Source organism: Aerococcus viridans, assembly GCF_001543285.1.
In the GTDB taxonomy this organism is placed as follows: Bacteria; Bacillota; Bacilli; order Lactobacillales; family Aerococcaceae; genus Aerococcus; species Aerococcus viridans.
Window position 1 is genome coordinate 976,359 of the sequence record NZ_CP014164.1, and the last position, 17,829, is coordinate 994,187.

Consider the following 17,829-nt stretch of genomic DNA (forward strand, 5'->3'; position numbering starts at 1 on the left):
GATTAGGTGGGATTAAACATGAAACAACGAAAAATTCCTATGCGAAAATGTGTTGTGACAAATGAAATGTTTCCTAAAAAAGAATTAATTAGAATTGTTCGTAATCCTGAAGGTGTCGTTGAAATTGACCCGACAGGTAAGAAAAATGGGCGCGGTGCATATGTATCCCTTGATCCTGAAGTTGTACAAAAGGCTTGGGACAAACACATGCTAGATAGACACTTAAATGTATCCATTCCGGATGATTTTTATAGTGAATTGAAAGCTTATGTTGCCCATCAAAAAGCCAGAAAAGAGCTTTTTGAAAATGAACAATAATAAGTTGAATTTGTTAGGTTTGGCGCAAGCAGCGAGTAAACTCGTTTCAGGTACTGAAACTGTCATGAAAACTATTCAGCAAGAGACGGCTGTTTTAGTGATCATGGCTACTGATGTCAGTGAACAAACAAAAAAGAACATAGAGAATAAATGTGCTTTTTATGAAGTGGAATATGTTCAGATGTTTACAACTGAAGAAATTTCAATTGCTTTAGGTAAAAAGAGGTCGATAGTCGCCCTCTTAGACCGCGGGTTTGTGAAAAGCTTTAAAAAATAATTTAGATTTTTACGTATATTTTTACATCAAATAGGAGAGTAAAAAGTATGAGAGATTAGTAGAATAAGGAAGGTGATGACATGTCAAAAAAACGTGTCTACGAAGTTGCTAAGGAAATTGGCATATCAAGTAAAGAGTTATTGAATGTTGCAGAAAAAGCAGGTTTTGAATATTCAAGCCATATGGCATCAATGACTGATGACGAAGTAAACAAGCTAAAAAGTAGCTTTGCAAATAAAACAGTAGGTAAGGAAGACAATAACGATCAGCCAGCGAAAGCAGCTGAAAGTCAACCAACTAAGAAAGCTGAAAATAAACCTGCAGAAAAAGGCCCTAATAAACCAGCACCTGCTAAAGCAAATGCTAAGCAAGATCAGCACCAAAACAAGTCTCAAAATCGCAATAACCCAGCAAAAGAGAATAAGAATATGAATAATCAAAAAAATAATTTTAAAAACAACACTAATAATAAAAATGGCGGATTTAAAGGTAAAGGCAAAAAAGGGAAAAAAGGTCGTTTTAACAATGACCAAAACCGCCCTCAAGGCAACCCAGTACCACCAAGAAAGAATAAGCCACTTCCAGAAAAAGTGGCATATACTGAAGGTATGACTGTTGCGGATATCGCTAAAAAAATTCATCGTGAGCCAGCGGAGATTATCAAAAAATTATTCTTGATGGGTGTACCAGCTACACAAAACCAAGCATTAGATAAAGATGCTATCGAGTTAATTCTAGAAGAATATGGTGTAAAGGCTGAAGAGAAAGTTATTGTTGACCAAGCAGACTTTGAACATTACTTTGAAGAAGCTAAGAATGCAGATGAGGAAGACTTAGAAACTCGTCCAGCGGTTGTAACCATCATGGGGCACGTTGACCATGGTAAAACAACTTTACTTGACTACTTACGTAACGCTCAAGTTGTTGACGGCGAAGCGGGTGGTATCACACAACATATTGGTGCCTACCAAGTACGTGAAAATGACCGTTTAATCACTTTCCTAGATACACCAGGACATGCGGCCTTCACGACGATGCGTGCGCGTGGTGCTGATGTAACGGATATCGTAATACTTGTAGTAGCAGCTGATGATGGTGTAATGCCACAAACCGTTGAGGCGATTAACCATGCCAAAGCAGCGGGTGTACCGATAATCGTTGCAGTAAATAAAATCGATAAACCAACAGCTAATCCTGACCGTGTAATGCAAGAGTTAACTGAATATGGCCTAATTTCTGAAGAGTGGGGTGGGGACACAATCTTCGTAAACATCTCAGCTAAATTCGGTCAAAATGTAAGTGACTTACTAGAAATGATTTTATTAGTTGCAGATGTAGAGGAATATAAAGCTGTACCAAACCGTTTAGCTTTAGGTTCTGTAATCGAAGCGCGTCTTGACCCATCTAAAGGTGCTATTGCGACATTATTAGTCCAAGAAGGTACATTACGTGTTGGGGATCCAATCGTTGTTGGTGATACACATGGACGTGTCCGTGTTATGACTAACGATACTGGTCGTCGTATCAAGCAAGCTGGCCCATCAACACCAGTTGAAATCACTGGTTTACAAGAATCGCCACAAGCTGGTGACCGCTTTGTAGCCTTTGATGACGAAAAAACAGCCCGTGCCGTCGGTGAAGAACGTGCGAGCCGTGCCTTACAAGAACGTCGTCAAGCAAACCATGCTGTAACCTTAGACAACTTATTCGAAACGCTACAAGAAGGCGAATTGAAATCTGTTAATGTCATTATCAAAGGGGACGTTCAAGGTTCTGTTGAAGCCTTAGCTGGAAGCTTGAAGAAAATCGAAGTTGAAGGTGTTAAAGTAAACATCGTTCACCAAGCTGTTGGTGCGATTAACGAGAGTGATATTACTTTAGGTCAAGCGTCACAAGCCTTAATCATTGGTTTCAACGTGCGTCCTACACCACAAGCTAAATTACAAGCAGATGCTGATGAAGTAGAAGTACGTCTATACAACATTATCTACGATGCAATTAATGACGTAGAATCAGCGATGACGGGTATGTTAGACCCTGAATTCGTTGAAGAAGTAACCGGTACTGTACAAGTTCGTGAAACTTACAATGTATCTAAAGTAGGTACAATTGTTGGTGGTTACGTATTAGATGGTACAATCTACCGTAACTCACAAGTTCGTATCATCCGTGATTCAATTGTCATCTATGATGGTCAATTAGGTTCGTTACGTCGCTTTAAAGATGATGTGAAAGAAGTATCTCGTGGATTCGAACTAGGTCTTACAATTGAAAACTACAACGATATTAAAGTAGATGACGAAATTGAAGCATACCGTATGGTAGAAGTGAAGAAAAAATAGAGGTGATGCACAATGGCAAAATATAGAGCTGAGCGTGTAAGTCAAGAGATCCTTCGCGACGTCAATGATATCTTGAGAAAGACCGTCAAAGACCCCCGCGTTGAAGGTGTTACAATTACTGATGTAGAAGTTACTGGAGATTTACAACAAGCAACTATTTTCTACACTACATTGAGTGAATTAGCCAGTGAACGTGAAAAAGCGCAAAAAGGTTTGGAAAAATCTAGTGGTTTAATTCGTTCTGAAATTGGTAAACGCCTAAATATCTATAAAACACCGGAAATATTCTTTGAACGCGACCGTTCAATTGAATATGGTAACCATATCGACCAATTGCTAGCACAATTAAATAAAAAAGATGATTTTGATAGCATGTCTGATGCTGAATCAGATAAGCTAGTTGATTAATATGTAGAAAGGCCCCAAGAGTTACAGCAAGCATGCTGTAATACTTGGGGCCTTTTTTTATTGTTTGTGAGGTTAATTTTTATATTGAATCTTCAAAGCATGGAAGGAAAATGCTGATATAACGACCTTTAGCGTGGCAAAATATACTTTTTTTTCAAAAATAATTTGTTACATACAATGTCATAAATATAACTTATTAAAATATGCAAGAATACTTGAAAGTGCTATGAATGTTGTTAGACTGGGAATGCGGCGAATTGTAATAATTGAGACGTAAATATTAAAAATTACAATACATTTCAGTCCATTTAAAGCCCCTTAACGAATGGGTTTATAGGGTTTCTTTTTGAATCCACAACGTGTAGTATATTGCATGTAGTCGAAACAGTGGCTAAATAAACAGCTAAGCAATAGCTAAACATACAAGGAGTTTTACTTAACATGAAATTTAACAAAACGATTTTAGGAACAACATTTGCATTGTCAGCATTATTTGCGACAGCAGGATTTAACACTGAAGAAGCCAAAGCAGCGGAATGGACAGCGCGTAGCGTTGAAGAAGTTTCAGCTGATATGGAAGCAATTGATGAATCAACATCTGAATATACTGTCGTGTACGGGGACACTTTATCAGTGATCGCTAACGCAGCTGGAGTAGATGTGAATACATTAGTTCAAATCAACGAAATTGAAAATGCTGATTTAATCTTCCCATCTAATTCTATTTCATTCACTAAAAATGCTGAAGGTGAAGTAAATGAAGTTGTAGTAGAAGATGCTAACAAGAAAAAAGACACTTACAAAGTAGCAGAAGAAACAGTTGAAAAAACAGCAACTGAAGAGGTAGCAGAAGAAACAACTGTTGAACCTGTAGCGTATGAAGCTGAAGAAGCAACAGCAACAGTAGAAGCGACTTCATATGGAACAGAAGCAGAAACGACAAATGAAGTAACATCTTCAACTTCTTCAAACTCAGCAGCAGAAGAAATCCCTTACCAAGTATTACAAGTAGTAGAAACTGAAGCTGGTCCAAGCTACTCTGAAAAAGCAGCAGTATTCTCTGTAATCCTTAACCGTGCAAACTCTGGTAACTGGGGTGGTACTACATTGTCAGCAGTAGTTAACGCATCTGGTCAATTTGAAGTTGTTTCAAATGGTATGGCAGCTAGCGCTACAGTATCAGAACAAACTTACCAAGCTGTTAACGATGTATTAACTAACGGCGTAACGACAAAAGCTGAATCATTCCGTGCCTCAGGTGACGGCGTGACAAACGTATTCTTCTAATTTAAATAAAATACAATAAACAAAAAAATCGGGAGCTTTCCCGATTTTTTTGTTTATTATTTTTTATAAGATCGATAATAGAATAGCTACCTAAATATTTGTTCACAAATGACGCAAAAAAATAGAGAGTTAAACTAATGTTCAAATAATTATTCTACCAGATGTAAAGAACAGTTATAAAATGTAGGAAAATGACAATGTAAAATTGTTGGTTTTCCTACATTTTTTATATACTCTTCTTATCCCCTATAGAATTGGAGTGGAATAGGAATGAGAAGAGATATCAGAGAAGGAGTGAAAAAACATATGATTGATGGTATAAAGCCCAATTATACTGCGTTAGCGGAACAATACGGATGTGACTATCGTACGGTTAAAGCAGCGTATGAAGAAGCGTTACAAGGTAATAAACCTAAAACAAGGAGGACATATCCGAGTAAATTAGATTCATTCAAACAAATCATAGATATTAAGTTAGAAGATCAATGTACCGCTAAAAGTATCTTCAAATTCATACAAAAGAAAGGGTTCGATGGGAGTTACAGTCTTGTTAGAGACTATTGCCGTGGAGTGAAAAAAGAACGGATACAGAAAGCAACGGTACGCGTCGAATATACGCCTGGTCTTTCAGCACAAATCGATTGGAAAGAAGAAATGCGACTGATAAGCAGTCAGGGAGAAGTCTTCCGCTTTAATATTTTCCTTTATATCCTGAATAATTCATAGCTCTAAATTTAAGCTATTTTTTTGAACAAAGTGCCTATATTTAAATTAGGCAGATACATTCTTCCAAAATAATGTGTTTTCGAACAGGATATATACGGAAGAAGGCTGTAATAAAAATTATTTGTCTATTTAAGGGCAGACTGACCCCTTGGAAAAATAGGTTAAAAATTTTTACGATAACTAGCCTAAATCCATTGCCTAGATCGCCGTAGGCGTTCAAAAACCTTATAAAATTCAGTTTGATACACATGATAACTCGACAGTTTGAGATAGACTTGTCTACCTGTTTTAACGAGTTTTCCGGCAACTTTAAGCAATGTCAATCGTATAGAATGAATCGTCATCCCCCGATTGACTTGTTCAAATCCAATGGTCTTTAAAAAATTGACGAGGTTGTAAGCCAGGACACTGATCATCATTCTGACATGATTTTCCAGGAAACGCGGACTATCTGTTTTGTCAAAATAAAAGCCTGATTTCGCTTCTTTGATGAAATTTTCCATTGTTCCACGCTTGCCGTAAAGAGAGAATATGACTTCAGGCGAGACATTATCGGATAGATTCGTCACAATGAATGCGTGGTGAAAAAGAAGCTCTCCTGCTTCACGGATTGATCGAATACAAACGCGACGGGGTTTTGACCAGGATTGTGCTTGATAAGGGAGTGAAAAATACTGTATTTCTCGGTCTTCCCATTTTTTATTATCCCCATAAAGAACAGAGTGTTCAGCTAACTGACTTAACCTCCGATTGCTCTTTAATCGGATAACGTACTGGCTTTCAGTTGCTTCACAAGATTCATACACCTCTGGTGTGGCGAAGCCGCTGTCACCCCGAACCAATATCTCGGTATGAGGTAACGTGCTCTTGTAGTGGTGTAACAGCGGGTCGATAAAGGCTTTTACCCCTTTAGACGTGTACTGATTGCCTGAACGCAGTTCAGCTTTTAGGAAATCTCCGGTCAATCCGTCAAATGCAACTAATGGGTGATAGCCGTAGGTTTGATAATGGGCATTATAATCTGTTTGTTCTTGGCGTCCAAAGGTATCCGAATGTGTGGAATCGACATCAATGATTAACTCGGTGTCATTGCGAATCAAACGCGCTTTATCAATCAGCGACTGATTTAATGCTTGGAGTTGATCCATGTTCTCCTCGGTGAAACGATCTAAAAACCGAGAGATTGACGATTGTGAGGCCAACTCTTTTTTACCGAGTACAGCTTGAAAGACTGGATCCTGTCTTAATAGATTAGCTGATGAGTCTGCCGAGTACCCAGCAATTAACTGCATAATGAGTTGTTCTAATATCGCTAAGTTATCATGTGTGAAGTAAACACGTTTGTCTTTAATATGGAGCCACTGTTTAGCTACGTGTGAAAAGTCGAAGGTATTCATCACCTCTTTAACTAAGACCAAACCCGAATCACTCGATAAGCGACCACCTGTATGTGAAATAGTCAAATTTGAATTGAATTTTACCTGGTTTTTGTGTAAGCTAGTCATGAGAAGAACTCCTTTCTTTTGGTTGGTTTCGACACCTTTACCATATCAGAATGGGGTTCTTTTTGCATCACTTAACAGGTGAAAATGAAAAAGTAAATGAAGACTGCCGTTAGGCAGTTTCAGACGGTTTGAAGTCAAAGTATGAATTATTCAGGTTATATATTGCCCTACTCAAAGAAGAAATTTATTACGCTTACCTTTGATCGTAAACAAGATACATTGTTTGAGTGCATGAATGATGCCTTTTATAACACCGGTGGTGTTCCAGAAGAAATATGGTTCGATAATATGAAAACTGTCGTCGACCGGTCACGAACTCAATTCTCTCAGGTTCATTTAAACGATCGCTTCTATTCTTTTAGTAAAGATGCAGGGTTCAGAACAATGGTCTGTCGTCCTTTTCGCCCCCAAACAAAAGGCAGCGTAGAAGCTCTCGCCAGAACAATGGACCGGTTACGGGTTTACAATCATGAATTTTATGATTCGACAGACCTCATTCGAATCGTTGACGAACTTTGTGATGAATTAAATTCGGAAGTGTCTCAAGCAACGGACGAGATTCCTGATATACTTTGGAAAATTAATGAAAAAGAGCACCTCCATAAGCTAAAAGATGACTTGTTAAATCCTTATTTTGAAGACTCTATTCGCCGTAAAGTCACAAAGGAAGCAATGGTCATTTTCCGCAAATGTAGGTACTCTGTAGACCCTCGTTATATCGGAAAAGAAGTTGACTTGGATCTTTCCGAAAACGAAGAGTACGTGCACATTTATTATAACGGAGAACAGATTCGTTCGCACCCACTTACCACAAAAAGATTGAACTATAACCAAGAAGATTTGGTTCAGATACTTAAATCAGATGTCATGAGCCACAAAGAAGAAGATGACATCCAAGAACATATTAAACGAAGTTTAAAGCAATATGATTTACTGGAGGTGCCTTCGAATGAGCAGTAACTATCAAAAGCTATTAAATAATCTAGAGGCCTTGAATTTAAAACATATGAGAGAATATGTGCCAAACTATATTGAAATTGCCAATCGAGATGAGCTTTCTGTAACAGAAGCTCTTCTAGAATTAACTAATCAAGAATTAGACTTTCAAACGAATCAGACTGTGGAACGTGTCATCCAGCGCGCACACTTTCCCAAACGGACATCACTTGAAGAATTTGATTTCAACTTTCAACCAAGCGTTAACAAAAAAGAGATTCTAGACTTGAAACATATGGCTTTTATGGAGAAAAAAGAAAACTTAGTTTTCATTGGAAACCCTGGTGTAGGGAAAACACACCTTGTCATTGCATTAGGCATTGAAGCATGTCATCAAGGCTACCGTACGCTGTTTATCAGTTGTCATGAATTACTTTTACGTCTTCGTTCTGCCTTTGAAAAAGGGACCGTCGATCGTGTTCTGAAACGATATGCCAAATATGATCTTTTGATCATTGATGAAATAGGTTATTTACCAATTCAAAAAGTTGAAGCTAACCTCTTCTTTCAACTATTAACGATGCGTTACGAAAAAAAATCAACAATGATTACGACAAATATTATCTTATCTCGATGGGGGGAGCTATTTCAGAATTCTGAAATAGCCGCCGCCATTCTTGATCGTCTGGTTCACCATGTTAAAGTCTTCAAGATTACTGGAAAATCATATCGTATGAAAGGGAAAATATAAATGGACTTCTAAATTAGACTGTCAAAAACCTACATTTTTATTCTGTCATAAACCTACAATTTTATACTGTCCTTGACAACCAGACATTACGCTGTGCATTCAATTATAGAAAGGTCGATAATAAGCCCAAAATAGATAGTCCACCTTGTGTCAATATTATTTTTTTACTACTAGTGAAGCTACCATATGTGGCCACTAAGATAATGTAGACAAATATCATACGAACAATTTCAATAGAAGCGCTACTGAAAAATAATGCATAGAATAGACCTAGACCAATGAGACCATTATATATGCCCATATTTTTTAATAAGGTATTCAATGATTTTCTTTTCAACTCATCTCTTCCTATTTTGAATATTCTACTTGTTTGGGCAGATGAAGTAGAAATAGTTTGTAGATACATGATATAAAAAAATTCTAAGGCAACTAAAAAAAGTTAATACAGTTGTTGTAACTGACATGGTTAATTCCTCCACTTAACTGACGAAGTAATCTTCTTTTTCTCAATATAAAACATTTTTATGAACTTTCAAAGGATTTATATATGCAATGTGAAGTTGCAATAACATGAGCACTTGAAAAAAAATTAAAGCATTTTCTAGGGTAAGCGTAAAAAAAGCTGTCACTCATAAATAGCAACAACTTAATAATTTTTTATCTGAATACGCCCGGAGGGAATCGAACCCCCATTATAAGAACCGGAATCTTATGTGATATCCATTACACTACGGGCGCAAAATTTTGTATATATTGCAAAAAAAACAATAACAGCATTATTATAGCCTAGTTTTTAGTCAAATTCAAGCGTTTATAGGAATCTGCTAGTGTCAATTGTTATTAAGAAGTGATGGTGTATTAGGTATTAACAGGAGAAATTGTCATATTTTTAAGACGATGAAGGCCAGCTATTGGGCAAAATAAACCTACTATGCTAAAATAATAGGGCAAGTCAAAAAAGTTATATTTGTTGACCAATTTTGACCATAAAGGTATAATAGTCATATACAAGTTTAAAAGGAGGACAATTAAATGAACTTAGTACCAACAGTTATTGAACAATCTTCTCGCGGTGAACGTGCTTACGATATCTACTCTCGTTTATTAAAAGACCGTATTATTATGCTGAGCGGGGAATTTAATGATGATTTAGCTAACTCAATTATCGCCCAATTGTTATTCTTAGATGCTCAAGACCCAGACAAGGATATCTACCTATACATCAATTCACCAGGTGGCTCTATCACTTCTGGTATGGCCATCTACGATACAATGCAATTTGTACATGCAGATGTACAAACAATTGTAATGGGTATGGCAGCATCAATGGGCTCGTTTATTGCAGCCGCAGGTACTAAAGGTAAACGTTTTGCCTTACCAAATGCTGAAATCTTAATTCACCAACCATTAGGTGGCGCTCAAGGACAAGCTACTGAAATTGAAATCGCTGCTCGCCACATCTTGAAAACAAAAGAAAAAATGAACCGTCTATACTCTGAAATGACCGGCCAACCTGTAGAAGTGATTGAACGCGATACAGACCGTGATAACTGGTTAACAGCAGAAGAAGCGTTAGAATATGGTTTATTAGATCAAATTATGACTAAAAATGATGAATTAGAAAAATAATGAATGCATTTTAAATAAAAAGAAGTAGGGTAAAACCTACTTCTTTTTATTTAAAGGGTTCTGTATAGACCGTGGAATAAACTCTTAAATAAATATTCTTTGTAAGGCGTAATACTTTTCATAGCCGTATAGGAGAAAAGTGGCTCTAAAAGCTTGCAAGCGGATAAATTTATTGGTATGATTACTCATGTAAAGAGATAAGATTCGAAGGAATCAAATTTTTTTACCGAAGGGTGGTCAAAAAAAGACACACTGGACAATAAAAGTCCAACTGTTTTTACACTCAACGTTTTTGTACTAGGAAAGTGGGGACTATGGACGAATTATTTAAAAGTATTACTGAAGTAGTGCCTGAAGTTCAGAAGATCTATTTTGAGAGAATTAGCGTATTACAGCGAATTTTCAAAGATGGTCCGATTGGTCGGAAGGGACTAGCTGAAAAGTTAGCAATTACCGAACGACCGCTACGTACAATTACAGATGTTTTGAAACAACAAGGTCTCATTGATTCTTCCCCCACGGGTATGACTATTACGCCAAAAGGGGAACGAGCAATTGCTACAGGTCAAGACTTGTGGCGTGATACAAATAAAATTCACCTGCAAGAAAAACATTTGGCTGATGTGCTCAACATAGCAGATGCTCGAATTGTTTCAGGAGATATCGACCAGGATCAACATATTTTGTTTGAAATGGGTCTACAAGTTTCAAAATACTTAGACACGAATTTACCAGCGGGGAATCATACGATTGCTGTTACTGGTGGTTCAACTATGCTAGAGGTGAGTGAACATGTTCAATTAGCACCTTCTGCTGACAGACACTTTACTGTGGTCGCAGCCAGGGGTGGGATCGGAGATGCTTCAGCAACTCAAGCCAATACAATTAGCGATATTCTAGCGCAAAAGTTACACGGTCACAATATTTCCTTATATGCTCCCGAGAATTTATCTGAGGTGGCAAATATGGCTTTAATGAATGATCCCGTGATTCAATCAACTTTAAAGCGGTTAAAAGAGGCTAACATTTTGCTTTTTAGCGTTGGTAATGCTAAAATTATGGTAAGGCGTAGGGGACTTGATTTAGAAAGTTCATCTAAGATTAAGAGTAACCACGCTGTAGGGGAAGCGTTCGGGTGTTTCTTTGATAAAGAAGGAAACATAGTGCATCGAATCCCTAGAATCGGCCTTCAAATTGAAGATTTGGCAGATATAGATTTGCCGATTCTAATTGCTGGAGGCAGTGTAAAAGCAGAAGCAATACAGGCTTTTGCGAAACTCGCACCTAAACAGTTAGTCATTATAACTGATCAAGGTGCCTCAAATATGGTTTTAAATGGGGAATCCCATTAAAATAATTTTGTATTCCATTAAGGAGGAATTTTGTAGTATGGCAATTAAATTAGCAATTAACGGTTTTGGTCGTATCGGTCGTTTAACTTTACGTCGTATCTGGGAAGAAAATGAATCAAATGTAGAAATCGTGGCAATCAACGATTTAACAGACAACGAATTCTTAGCTTACCTATTAAAATATGATACAGCTCACGGTACTTTCAACCACGATATCGAAACTACTGAAAATGGTATTTCTATCGATGGTAAAGAAATCACTGTATACTCTGAACGTGACGCAAACGATTTACCTTGGGGTGACTTAGGTGTTGATATCGTTCTAGAATGTACTGGTTTCTACGCTACAAAAGAAAAATCTCAAGCACACATCAACGCTGGTGCTAAAAAAGTTATCATCTCAGCTCCTGCTGATGCTGAAACTAAAACAATTGTTTACGGTGTAAACGAAGATATCATCGAAGCTGAAGATAAAATTATCTCTGGTGCTTCATGTACTACTAACTGTTTAGCTCCTGTAGTTAACGTGTTAGAAAAAGAATTTGGTATCAAACATGGTTTAATGTCAACAATCCATGCTTACACTTCTACACAATCATTACAAGATGCACCTAACGGTAAAAAAGGTAACTTCCGTAACGGTCGTGCAGCTGCAGAAAACGCTATTCCATCATCTACTGGTGCAGCAAAAGCTGTAGGTCGCGTTATCCCTTCAGTTAACGGTAAAGTTGACGGTACTGCTATCCGTATTCCTATCGTTACTGGTTCAATGACTGAGTTCTACTCAACATTAAATACTAAAGTTACAGTTGAAGAAGTTAACGCTGCTATGGAAAAATACGCTAACCCTTCATTCTTATACAACACTGATGAAGTCGTATCTTCTGACATCGTTGGTGTTCCAGCTGGTTCAATTTTCGACGCAACTCAAACTAAAGTTATCGAATCTGAAGATGGCCAATTAGTTAAAACTGTTGCTTGGTACGACAACGAAGCTGGTTTCGTTTCTCAATTCGTACGTTTAATCGAATTCTTTGCTGCTAAACAATAATTAATTGTTTAAAAGTAAAATCAGTTGAATTTGGGCGGGAAGCTTCGCGCTTCCTGCCCTTTTTTATTGGTTAACAACTTAAGATAAGGAGTGCTATTTTAATGGCTAAGAAAACTGTAAAAGACATCGATTTAAAAGGTAAAGTTGTTTTAGAACGTGCTGACTTTAACGTTCCAATGGACAAAGACCTTAAAATTACTGATGACAACCGTATCGTTCAAGCATTACCAACTATCGAGTATATTCTTGAGCAAGGTGGTCGTTTAGTATTATTCTCTCACCTTGGTAAAGTGAAAACTGAAGAAGACAAAGCTTCTAAATCTTTACGCCCAGTTGCAGAACGTTTATCTGAAAAATTAGGTAAAGAAGTTACTTTCGTAGCGCAAACTCGTGGTCAAGAATTAGAAGATGCTATCGCTAACCTTAAAGATGGCGAAGTATTGATGTTCGAAAATACTCGTTTCGAAGATGTAGATGGTAAGAAAGAAAGCAAGAACGATCCTGAATTAGGTAAATACTGGGCTTCATTAGGCGACGTATTTGTTAATGACGCATTCGGTACTGCTCACCGTGAGCATGCTTCTAATGTTGGTATCTCAAAAAATATCGAAGCAGTTGCTGGTTTCTTAATGGAAAAAGAAATCCAATTCTTAGGTGACGCTGTTAACGAACCAAAACGTCCATTCGTTGCGATCTTAGGTGGTGCAAAAGTATCTGACAAGATTTCAGTTATCGAATCATTACTAAATAAGGCTGACAAAGTCTTAATCGGTGGTGGTATGGCATATACCTTCATGAAAGCTCAAGGTTACGAAGTTGGTGGCTCTTTACTTGAAGAAGACAAAATTCCATTGGCTAAAGACTTAATGGAACGCGCTGGCGACCGTTTAGTATTACCGGTAGACTTTGTTGTAGCTGACGCGTTTGACAACGACGCTAACACTGATGTTGTTGATGTCGACGGTATCCCAGCTGACTGGCAATCACTTGATGTAGGTCCTAAGACTGTTGAGTACTACGCAGAACAAGTTGCAGACGCAAAAACTGTTGTTTGGAATGGCCCAATGGGTGTATTCGAAATGCCAAGTTTCGCAAAAGGTACTAACGGTGTTGGTGAAGCAATCGCTAACTTAACTGATGCAACAACTATCATCGGTGGTGGTGATTCAGCTGCAGCTGCATACCAATTAGGTTTAGCTGATAAATTCACACACATTTCTACTGGTGGTGGGGCATCATTAGAATTCTTAGAAGGTAAAGAATTACCTGGTATCGCTGCAATCGCGAACAAATAATTTTCGTAAATAAATTGAGTAAAACTTTTCGTAAAGGAGTTTTTAATATATGCGTAAGACATTAATCGCTGGTAACTGGAAAATGAATAAAACAGCTGCTGAAGCTCATGAATTCGTTGCTGCACTTAAAGAAGGTTTCCCACAAACGGATGCTGAATCTTTAATCGCACCACCAGCAATCTACATTGAAAAATTAATCGAAGAAGTAGCAGGTACTGACATCCAAATCGGTGCACAAAATGTACATTTTGAAGATGAAGGTGCTTTCACAGGTGAAATTTCTCCGCTTGCTTTGGAAGCATTAGGCGTACCTTACGTTATCATCGGTCACTCAGAACGTCGTGAATTATTCGGCGAAACGGATGAAGATGTACGTAAAAAAGCAGCAAGTATCTTTAGTCACAACATGACACCAATCATTTGCTGTGGGGAAACTTTAGAAACTCGTGAAGCTGGCCAAGAAAAAGAGTGGGTTAGTGGACAAATCCGTGCTGCTCTTGAAGGTTTAACTGCTGATCAAGTTGCACAAGCCGTAATCGCTTATGAACCAATCTGGGCAATCGGTACTGGTAAAACTGCTTCTGCTGATGATGCACAAGACATGTCAGCGCACATCCGCGATTTATTATTTGAAATTGCTGGTAAAGAAGCAGCAGACCAAACACGTATTTTATACGGTGGTTCTGTAAAACCAGCTAACATAGCCGAATTGCTTGAAAAAGAGGACGTTGACGGTGCGCTCGTAGGAGGAGCTAGTCTTGATGTTACTTCTTACATCGCATTATTAAATGGAGGTAAATAACACATGTCTAAATCACCCGTAGCTATTATTATCTTAGATGGATTCGGTTGGAGAGAAGAATCATATGGTAATGCTGTAGCACAAGCAAACAAACCAAACTTTGACCGTTACTGGAATGAATTTCCACATGCTACAATGAAAGCTTCTGGGTTAGACGTTGGGTTACCTGATGGACAAATGGGTAACTCTGAAGTTGGCCATACAAATATTGGTGCTGGCCGTATTGTATACCAAAGCCTAACTCGAATCGATAAAGCTATTGAAGATGGTGAATTTGCTGAGAACGAAGCATTAAATGGTGCTTATACTCATGTAACTAACAACCATTCAGCTCTACACATCTTCGGATTATTATCTGATGGTGGGGTACACAGCCACTTACGTCATATCGAAGCATTGATTAAAGATGCTAAAGCTAAAGGTGTTGAAAAATTATACCTACATGCTTTCTTAGATGGACGTGACGTTGATCCACATGCAGCGCCAGGTTATATTGAATCACTTGAAAAAGTAATGGCCGAAGAAAACTTAGGTCAAATCGCTTCAATTTCTGGACGTTACTATGCAATGGACCGTGATAATCGTTGGGAACGTGTACAAAAAGCTTATGATGTTATCTTTAACGGTAAAGGTGAAACTGGCGAAGATGCAATTGAAGTTATAAATGCGAACTACGCTAAAGACGTTACTGATGAATTCGTTGAGCCAACGGTTATTGTTGATGCTGACGGCAAGCCAGTAGGCCAAGTAGCCGATAATGATGCTATTATTTTCGCTAACTTCCGTCCTGACCGTGCTATCCAACTTTCAGACGCTGTAACAGCAACTGAATGGGATAACTTCGATCGTGGAAATGTACCAACGAACGTGAAATTTGTATCAATGACCAAATACAAAGATACAATCCCAGCTGACATCGCTTTTAAACCAATCGCATTGAAAAATGTTCTTGGCCAAGTGTTATCAGATAACGGCTTAAACCAATTACGTATCGCTGAAACTGAAAAATACCCTCACGTTACATTCTTCATGAATGGTGGGGCAAATGACGAATTCGAAGGCGAAAAACGTATTCTGATTAACTCACCTAAAGTAGCGACTTACGACTTGAAACCTGAAATGTCTGCTTACGAAGTGACAGATGCATTAGTTGAGGAGATTGAAAATGACCGTCAAGATGCGATTATCCTAAACTTCGCTAACCCAGATATGGTAGGTCACTCTGGTATGTTAGAGCCTACTATCAAAGCAATTGAAGCTGTTGATGAATGCTTAGGTCGTGTTGTGGATGCCCTATTAGCTAAAGACGGTAAAGCCATCATCTTTGCTGACCACGGAAACGCGGATACAGAATTAAATGAAGATGGTTCACCAAATACAGCGCATACGACAGTACCAGTGCCGTTAATTGTCACTGAAAAAGGTATTGAATTACGCACTGATGGTCGTTTAGCCGATGTTGCGCCAACAATGTTAGATCTATTGAATGTTGACCAACCAGCTGAAATGACTGGTGAAACTTTAATTAAGCACTAAACAATGAATATCTGTACCTACCAATTGGTGGGTATGGTATAATATGAACGTAACAAATTTAAAAATTAATTTTGAATTTAAAGGAGAGAAATTATGTCTGCAATTACTGATATTTATGCACGCGAAGTCTTGGACTCACGTGGTAACCCAACTGTAGAAGCTGAAGTTTACACTGAAGCTGGAGGTTTTGGTCGAGGAATCGTTCCTTCTGGAGCTTCAACTGGTGAACACGAAGCCGTTGAATTACGTGACGGAGACAAAGATCGTTACTTAGGTAAAGGTGTTCAAAACGCTGTAAACAACGTGAACAACGCTATCGCTGATGCAATTATCGGACTTGACGTAACTGATCAAATCGGTATCGACGCTGCTATGATCGAATTAGATGGTACAGCAAATAAAGGTAACTTAGGTGCTAACGCTATTTTGGCTGTTTCAATCGCTGCTGCCCGTGCTGCTGCTGATGAATTAAACATCCCATTATACAACTACTTAGGTGGTTTCAACGCTAAAGTATTACCAACACCAATGATGAACATTGTAAACGGTGGTTCTCACTCAGATGCACCAATCGCTTTCCAAGAATTCATGATTATTCCAGCTGGTGCTTCTTCATTTAAAGAAGCTTTACGTTGGGGTGCTGAAACTTTCCACGCATTGAAAAAAATCTTATCTGACCGTGGTTTAGAAACTGCTGTTGGTGATGAAGGTGGATTCGCTCCTCGTTTTGATGGTACAGAAGATGCTGTTGAAACTATTATCCAAGCAATCGAAGCTGCTGGTTACAAACCAGGTGAAGACATGTTCTTAGGTTTCGACTGTGCTTCTTCAGAATTCTACGAAGACGGCGTTTACAACTACGCTAAATTCGAAGGTGAAGGCGGAGCTAAACGTAACGCTGAAGAACAAGTAGCATTCTTAGAAGAATTAGTTGCTAAATACCCAATCATTACTATCGAAGATGGTATGGATGAAAATGACTGGGACGGTTGGGCATTATTAACTGAAAAATTAGGTGAAAAAGTACAATTAGTTGGTGACGACTTATTCGTAACAAACACTGAAATTTTAGAACGCGGTATCACTAACCACGTTGGTAACTCAATCTTAATTAAAGTTAACCAAATCGGTACTTTAACTGAAACTTTCAACGCTATTGAAATGGCTAAACGTGCTAACTACACAGCTGTAGTATCTCACCGTTCAGGTGAAACAGAAGATTCAACAATCTCTGATATCGCTGTTGCAACTAACGCTGGTCAAATCAAAACCGGTTCATTATCACGTACTGACCGTATGGCGAAATACAACCAATTATTACGTATCGAAGATGAATTAGGCGATTTAGCTGAGTACCAAGGTCTAAACGCTTTCTACAACTTAGAAAACAAATAATTTCTCTTAAATTAGGGCAATATACTGCACCAATTTAAGTCGCAATGACACTTTTCGAATATTCAGACAGTTAACATCCTAGCGCAGGTACTTCGGTATCTGTGCTTTTTTGTCTTCGTCAACTTCAACTTAAGTGAAAACTGCGCATGTAATGTTGCATAAAATTTTAGAAATTCGGGCATGATTGTTTTTCTGATAAATATTATAGCTTGATACCAT

The 17,829-nt window shown here is 38.1% G+C and carries 16 protein-coding genes, 1 tRNA gene and 1 pseudogene; 15 read left to right on the forward strand and 3 right to left on the reverse strand.

The window, feature by feature from the left end; all coding sequences use genetic code 11:
- Nucleotides 1-18: 18 nt before the first annotated feature.
- The 6 genes from rnpM (at nt 19) to AWM76_RS04715 (ending at nt 5,358) form a co-directional block, all read left to right on the forward strand.
- Nucleotides 19-318, forward strand: coding sequence for an RNase P modulator RnpM (gene rnpM, locus AWM76_RS04690; RefSeq protein WP_003141014.1), 300 nt, complete (start codon nt 19-21; stop codon nt 316-318).
- Entirely contained in the window at nt 308-595 is a 288-nt protein-coding gene (locus AWM76_RS04695; protein WP_003141013.1) for a L7Ae/L30e/S12e/Gadd45 family ribosomal protein, read from the forward strand. Before rnpM ends, AWM76_RS04695 begins: the two co-directional genes overlap by 11 nt.
- 80 nt (nt 596-675) lie before the next feature.
- Nucleotides 676-2,937: a translation initiation factor IF-2 gene (gene infB, locus AWM76_RS04700; protein WP_003141012.1), complete on the forward strand. Its 2,262-nt coding sequence runs from the start codon at nt 676-678 to the stop codon at nt 2,935-2,937.
- A gap of 12 nt (nt 2,938-2,949) precedes the next feature.
- Entirely contained in the window at nt 2,950-3,345 is a 396-nt protein-coding gene (gene rbfA / locus AWM76_RS04705; protein ID WP_003141011.1) for a 30S ribosome-binding factor RbfA, read from the forward strand.
- Nucleotides 3,346-3,786: 441 nt separating this feature from the next.
- Nucleotides 3,787-4,632, forward strand: coding sequence for a cell wall hydrolase (locus tag AWM76_RS04710; RefSeq protein WP_060779347.1), 846 nt, complete (start codon nt 3,787-3,789; stop codon nt 4,630-4,632).
- Between the two features lie 270 nt (nt 4,633-4,902).
- Entirely contained in the window at nt 4,903-5,358 is a 456-nt protein-coding gene (locus AWM76_RS04715) for a transposase (protein WP_060779348.1), read from the forward strand.
- A 185-nt stretch (nt 5,359-5,543) separates the two neighbouring features.
- Here the strand turns inward: AWM76_RS04715 and AWM76_RS04720 are convergent, their stop codons facing one another.
- Complete coding sequence (locus AWM76_RS04720) at nt 5,544-6,863, reverse strand: IS1380 family transposase (RefSeq protein WP_003140845.1); 1,320 nt, start codon at nt 6,861-6,863, stop codon at nt 5,544-5,546.
- 141 nt (nt 6,864-7,004) lie between these two features.
- Between AWM76_RS04720 and AWM76_RS04725 the strand changes: the two genes are divergently transcribed.
- Together AWM76_RS04725 and istB are read left to right on the forward strand one after the other, a co-directional pair.
- Nucleotides 7,005-7,823 carry a Mu transposase domain-containing protein gene (locus tag AWM76_RS04725; protein WP_082702792.1) on the forward strand — a complete coding sequence of 273 codons (819 nt, stop codon included), beginning with the start codon at nt 7,005-7,007 and terminating at the stop codon, nt 7,821-7,823.
- On the forward strand, nt 7,813-8,550 hold the full coding sequence (gene istB, locus AWM76_RS04730) for an IS21-like element helper ATPase IstB (RefSeq protein ID WP_003141336.1): 738 nt from the start codon (nt 7,813-7,815) through the stop codon (nt 8,548-8,550). Before AWM76_RS04725 ends, istB begins: the two co-directional genes overlap by 11 nt.
- A 103-nt stretch (nt 8,551-8,653) precedes the next feature.
- Here the strand turns inward: istB and AWM76_RS04735 are convergent.
- Together AWM76_RS04735 and AWM76_RS04740 are read right to left on the reverse strand one after the other, a co-directional pair.
- A pseudogene (locus AWM76_RS04735) lies at nt 8,654-9,014 on the reverse strand (DUF1304 domain-containing protein).
- Nucleotides 9,015-9,216: 202 nt separating this feature from the next.
- A tRNA-Arg gene (locus AWM76_RS04740) sits at nt 9,217-9,288 on the reverse strand.
- Nucleotides 9,289-9,582: 294 nt separating this feature from the next.
- On the opposite strand from AWM76_RS04740, the gene clpP reads away from it, so the two are divergent.
- The 7 genes from clpP (at nt 9,583) to eno (ending at nt 17,610) form a co-directional block, all read left to right on the forward strand.
- On the forward strand, nt 9,583-10,179 hold the full coding sequence (gene clpP / locus AWM76_RS04745; RefSeq protein ID WP_003140760.1) for an ATP-dependent Clp endopeptidase proteolytic subunit ClpP: 597 nt from the start codon (nt 9,583-9,585) through the stop codon (nt 10,177-10,179).
- A 314-nt stretch (nt 10,180-10,493) separates the two neighbouring features.
- Nucleotides 10,494-11,531, forward strand: coding sequence for a sugar-binding transcriptional regulator (locus AWM76_RS04750; protein WP_003140759.1), 1,038 nt, complete (start codon nt 10,494-10,496; stop codon nt 11,529-11,531).
- A gap of 37 nt (nt 11,532-11,568) precedes the next feature.
- Nucleotides 11,569-12,582 (forward strand): type I glyceraldehyde-3-phosphate dehydrogenase, encoded by a 1,014-nt coding sequence (gene gap / locus AWM76_RS04755; RefSeq protein ID WP_039934499.1) that lies wholly within the window; start codon nt 11,569-11,571, stop codon nt 12,580-12,582.
- A 101-nt stretch (nt 12,583-12,683) separates the two neighbouring features.
- Nucleotides 12,684-13,877: a phosphoglycerate kinase gene (locus AWM76_RS04760; protein ID WP_003143083.1), complete on the forward strand. Its 1,194-nt coding sequence runs from the start codon at nt 12,684-12,686 to the stop codon at nt 13,875-13,877.
- Nucleotides 13,878-13,926: 49 nt separating this feature from the next.
- Nucleotides 13,927-14,679, forward strand: coding sequence for a triose-phosphate isomerase (gene tpiA, locus AWM76_RS04765; RefSeq protein WP_003143084.1), 753 nt, complete (start codon nt 13,927-13,929; stop codon nt 14,677-14,679).
- A 3-nt stretch (nt 14,680-14,682) separates the two neighbouring features.
- Nucleotides 14,683-16,215, forward strand: coding sequence for a 2,3-bisphosphoglycerate-independent phosphoglycerate mutase (gene gpmI / locus AWM76_RS04770; protein WP_003143085.1), 1,533 nt, complete (start codon nt 14,683-14,685; stop codon nt 16,213-16,215).
- Nucleotides 16,216-16,308: 93 nt separating this feature from the next.
- Nucleotides 16,309-17,610 carry a phosphopyruvate hydratase gene (eno, locus tag AWM76_RS04775; RefSeq protein WP_003143086.1) on the forward strand — a complete coding sequence of 434 codons (1,302 nt, stop codon included), beginning with the start codon at nt 16,309-16,311 and terminating at the stop codon, nt 17,608-17,610.
- Nucleotides 17,611-17,829: the final 219 nt, after the last annotated feature.

Excerpts from the sequence above, each read along its gene's own strand:
- infB (WP_003141012.1), top strand. The coding sequence starts at position 676 with ATGTCAAAAAAACGTGTCTACGAAGTTGCTAAGGAAATTGGCATATCA.
- rnpM (WP_003141014.1), top strand. The coding sequence starts at position 19 with ATGAAACAACGAAAAATTCCTATGCGAAAATGTGTTGTGACAAATGAA.
- clpP (WP_003140760.1), top strand. The coding sequence starts at position 9,583 with ATGAACTTAGTACCAACAGTTATTGAACAATCTTCTCGCGGTGAACGT.
- AWM76_RS04720 (WP_003140845.1), bottom strand. The coding sequence starts at position 6,863 with ATGACTAGCTTACACAAAAACCAGGTAAAATTCAATTCAAATTTGACT.
- AWM76_RS04760 (WP_003143083.1), top strand. The coding sequence starts at position 12,684 with ATGGCTAAGAAAACTGTAAAAGACATCGATTTAAAAGGTAAAGTTGTT.
- AWM76_RS04725 (WP_082702792.1), top strand. The coding sequence starts at position 7,005 with ATGAATTATTCAGGTTATATATTGCCCTACTCAAAGAAGAAATTTATT.
- rbfA (WP_003141011.1), top strand. The coding sequence starts at position 2,950 with ATGGCAAAATATAGAGCTGAGCGTGTAAGTCAAGAGATCCTTCGCGAC.
- gap (WP_039934499.1), top strand. The coding sequence starts at position 11,569 with ATGGCAATTAAATTAGCAATTAACGGTTTTGGTCGTATCGGTCGTTTA.
- gpmI (WP_003143085.1), top strand. The coding sequence starts at position 14,683 with ATGTCTAAATCACCCGTAGCTATTATTATCTTAGATGGATTCGGTTGG.
- AWM76_RS04715 (WP_060779348.1), top strand. The coding sequence starts at position 4,903 with ATGAGAAGAGATATCAGAGAAGGAGTGAAAAAACATATGATTGATGGT.
- AWM76_RS04710 (WP_060779347.1), top strand. The coding sequence starts at position 3,787 with ATGAAATTTAACAAAACGATTTTAGGAACAACATTTGCATTGTCAGCA.
- istB (WP_003141336.1), top strand. The coding sequence starts at position 7,813 with ATGAGCAGTAACTATCAAAAGCTATTAAATAATCTAGAGGCCTTGAAT.
- AWM76_RS04750 (WP_003140759.1), top strand. The coding sequence starts at position 10,494 with ATGGACGAATTATTTAAAAGTATTACTGAAGTAGTGCCTGAAGTTCAG.
- AWM76_RS04695 (WP_003141013.1), top strand. The coding sequence starts at position 308 with ATGAACAATAATAAGTTGAATTTGTTAGGTTTGGCGCAAGCAGCGAGT.
- eno (WP_003143086.1), top strand. The coding sequence starts at position 16,309 with ATGTCTGCAATTACTGATATTTATGCACGCGAAGTCTTGGACTCACGT.
- tpiA (WP_003143084.1), top strand. The coding sequence starts at position 13,927 with ATGCGTAAGACATTAATCGCTGGTAACTGGAAAATGAATAAAACAGCT.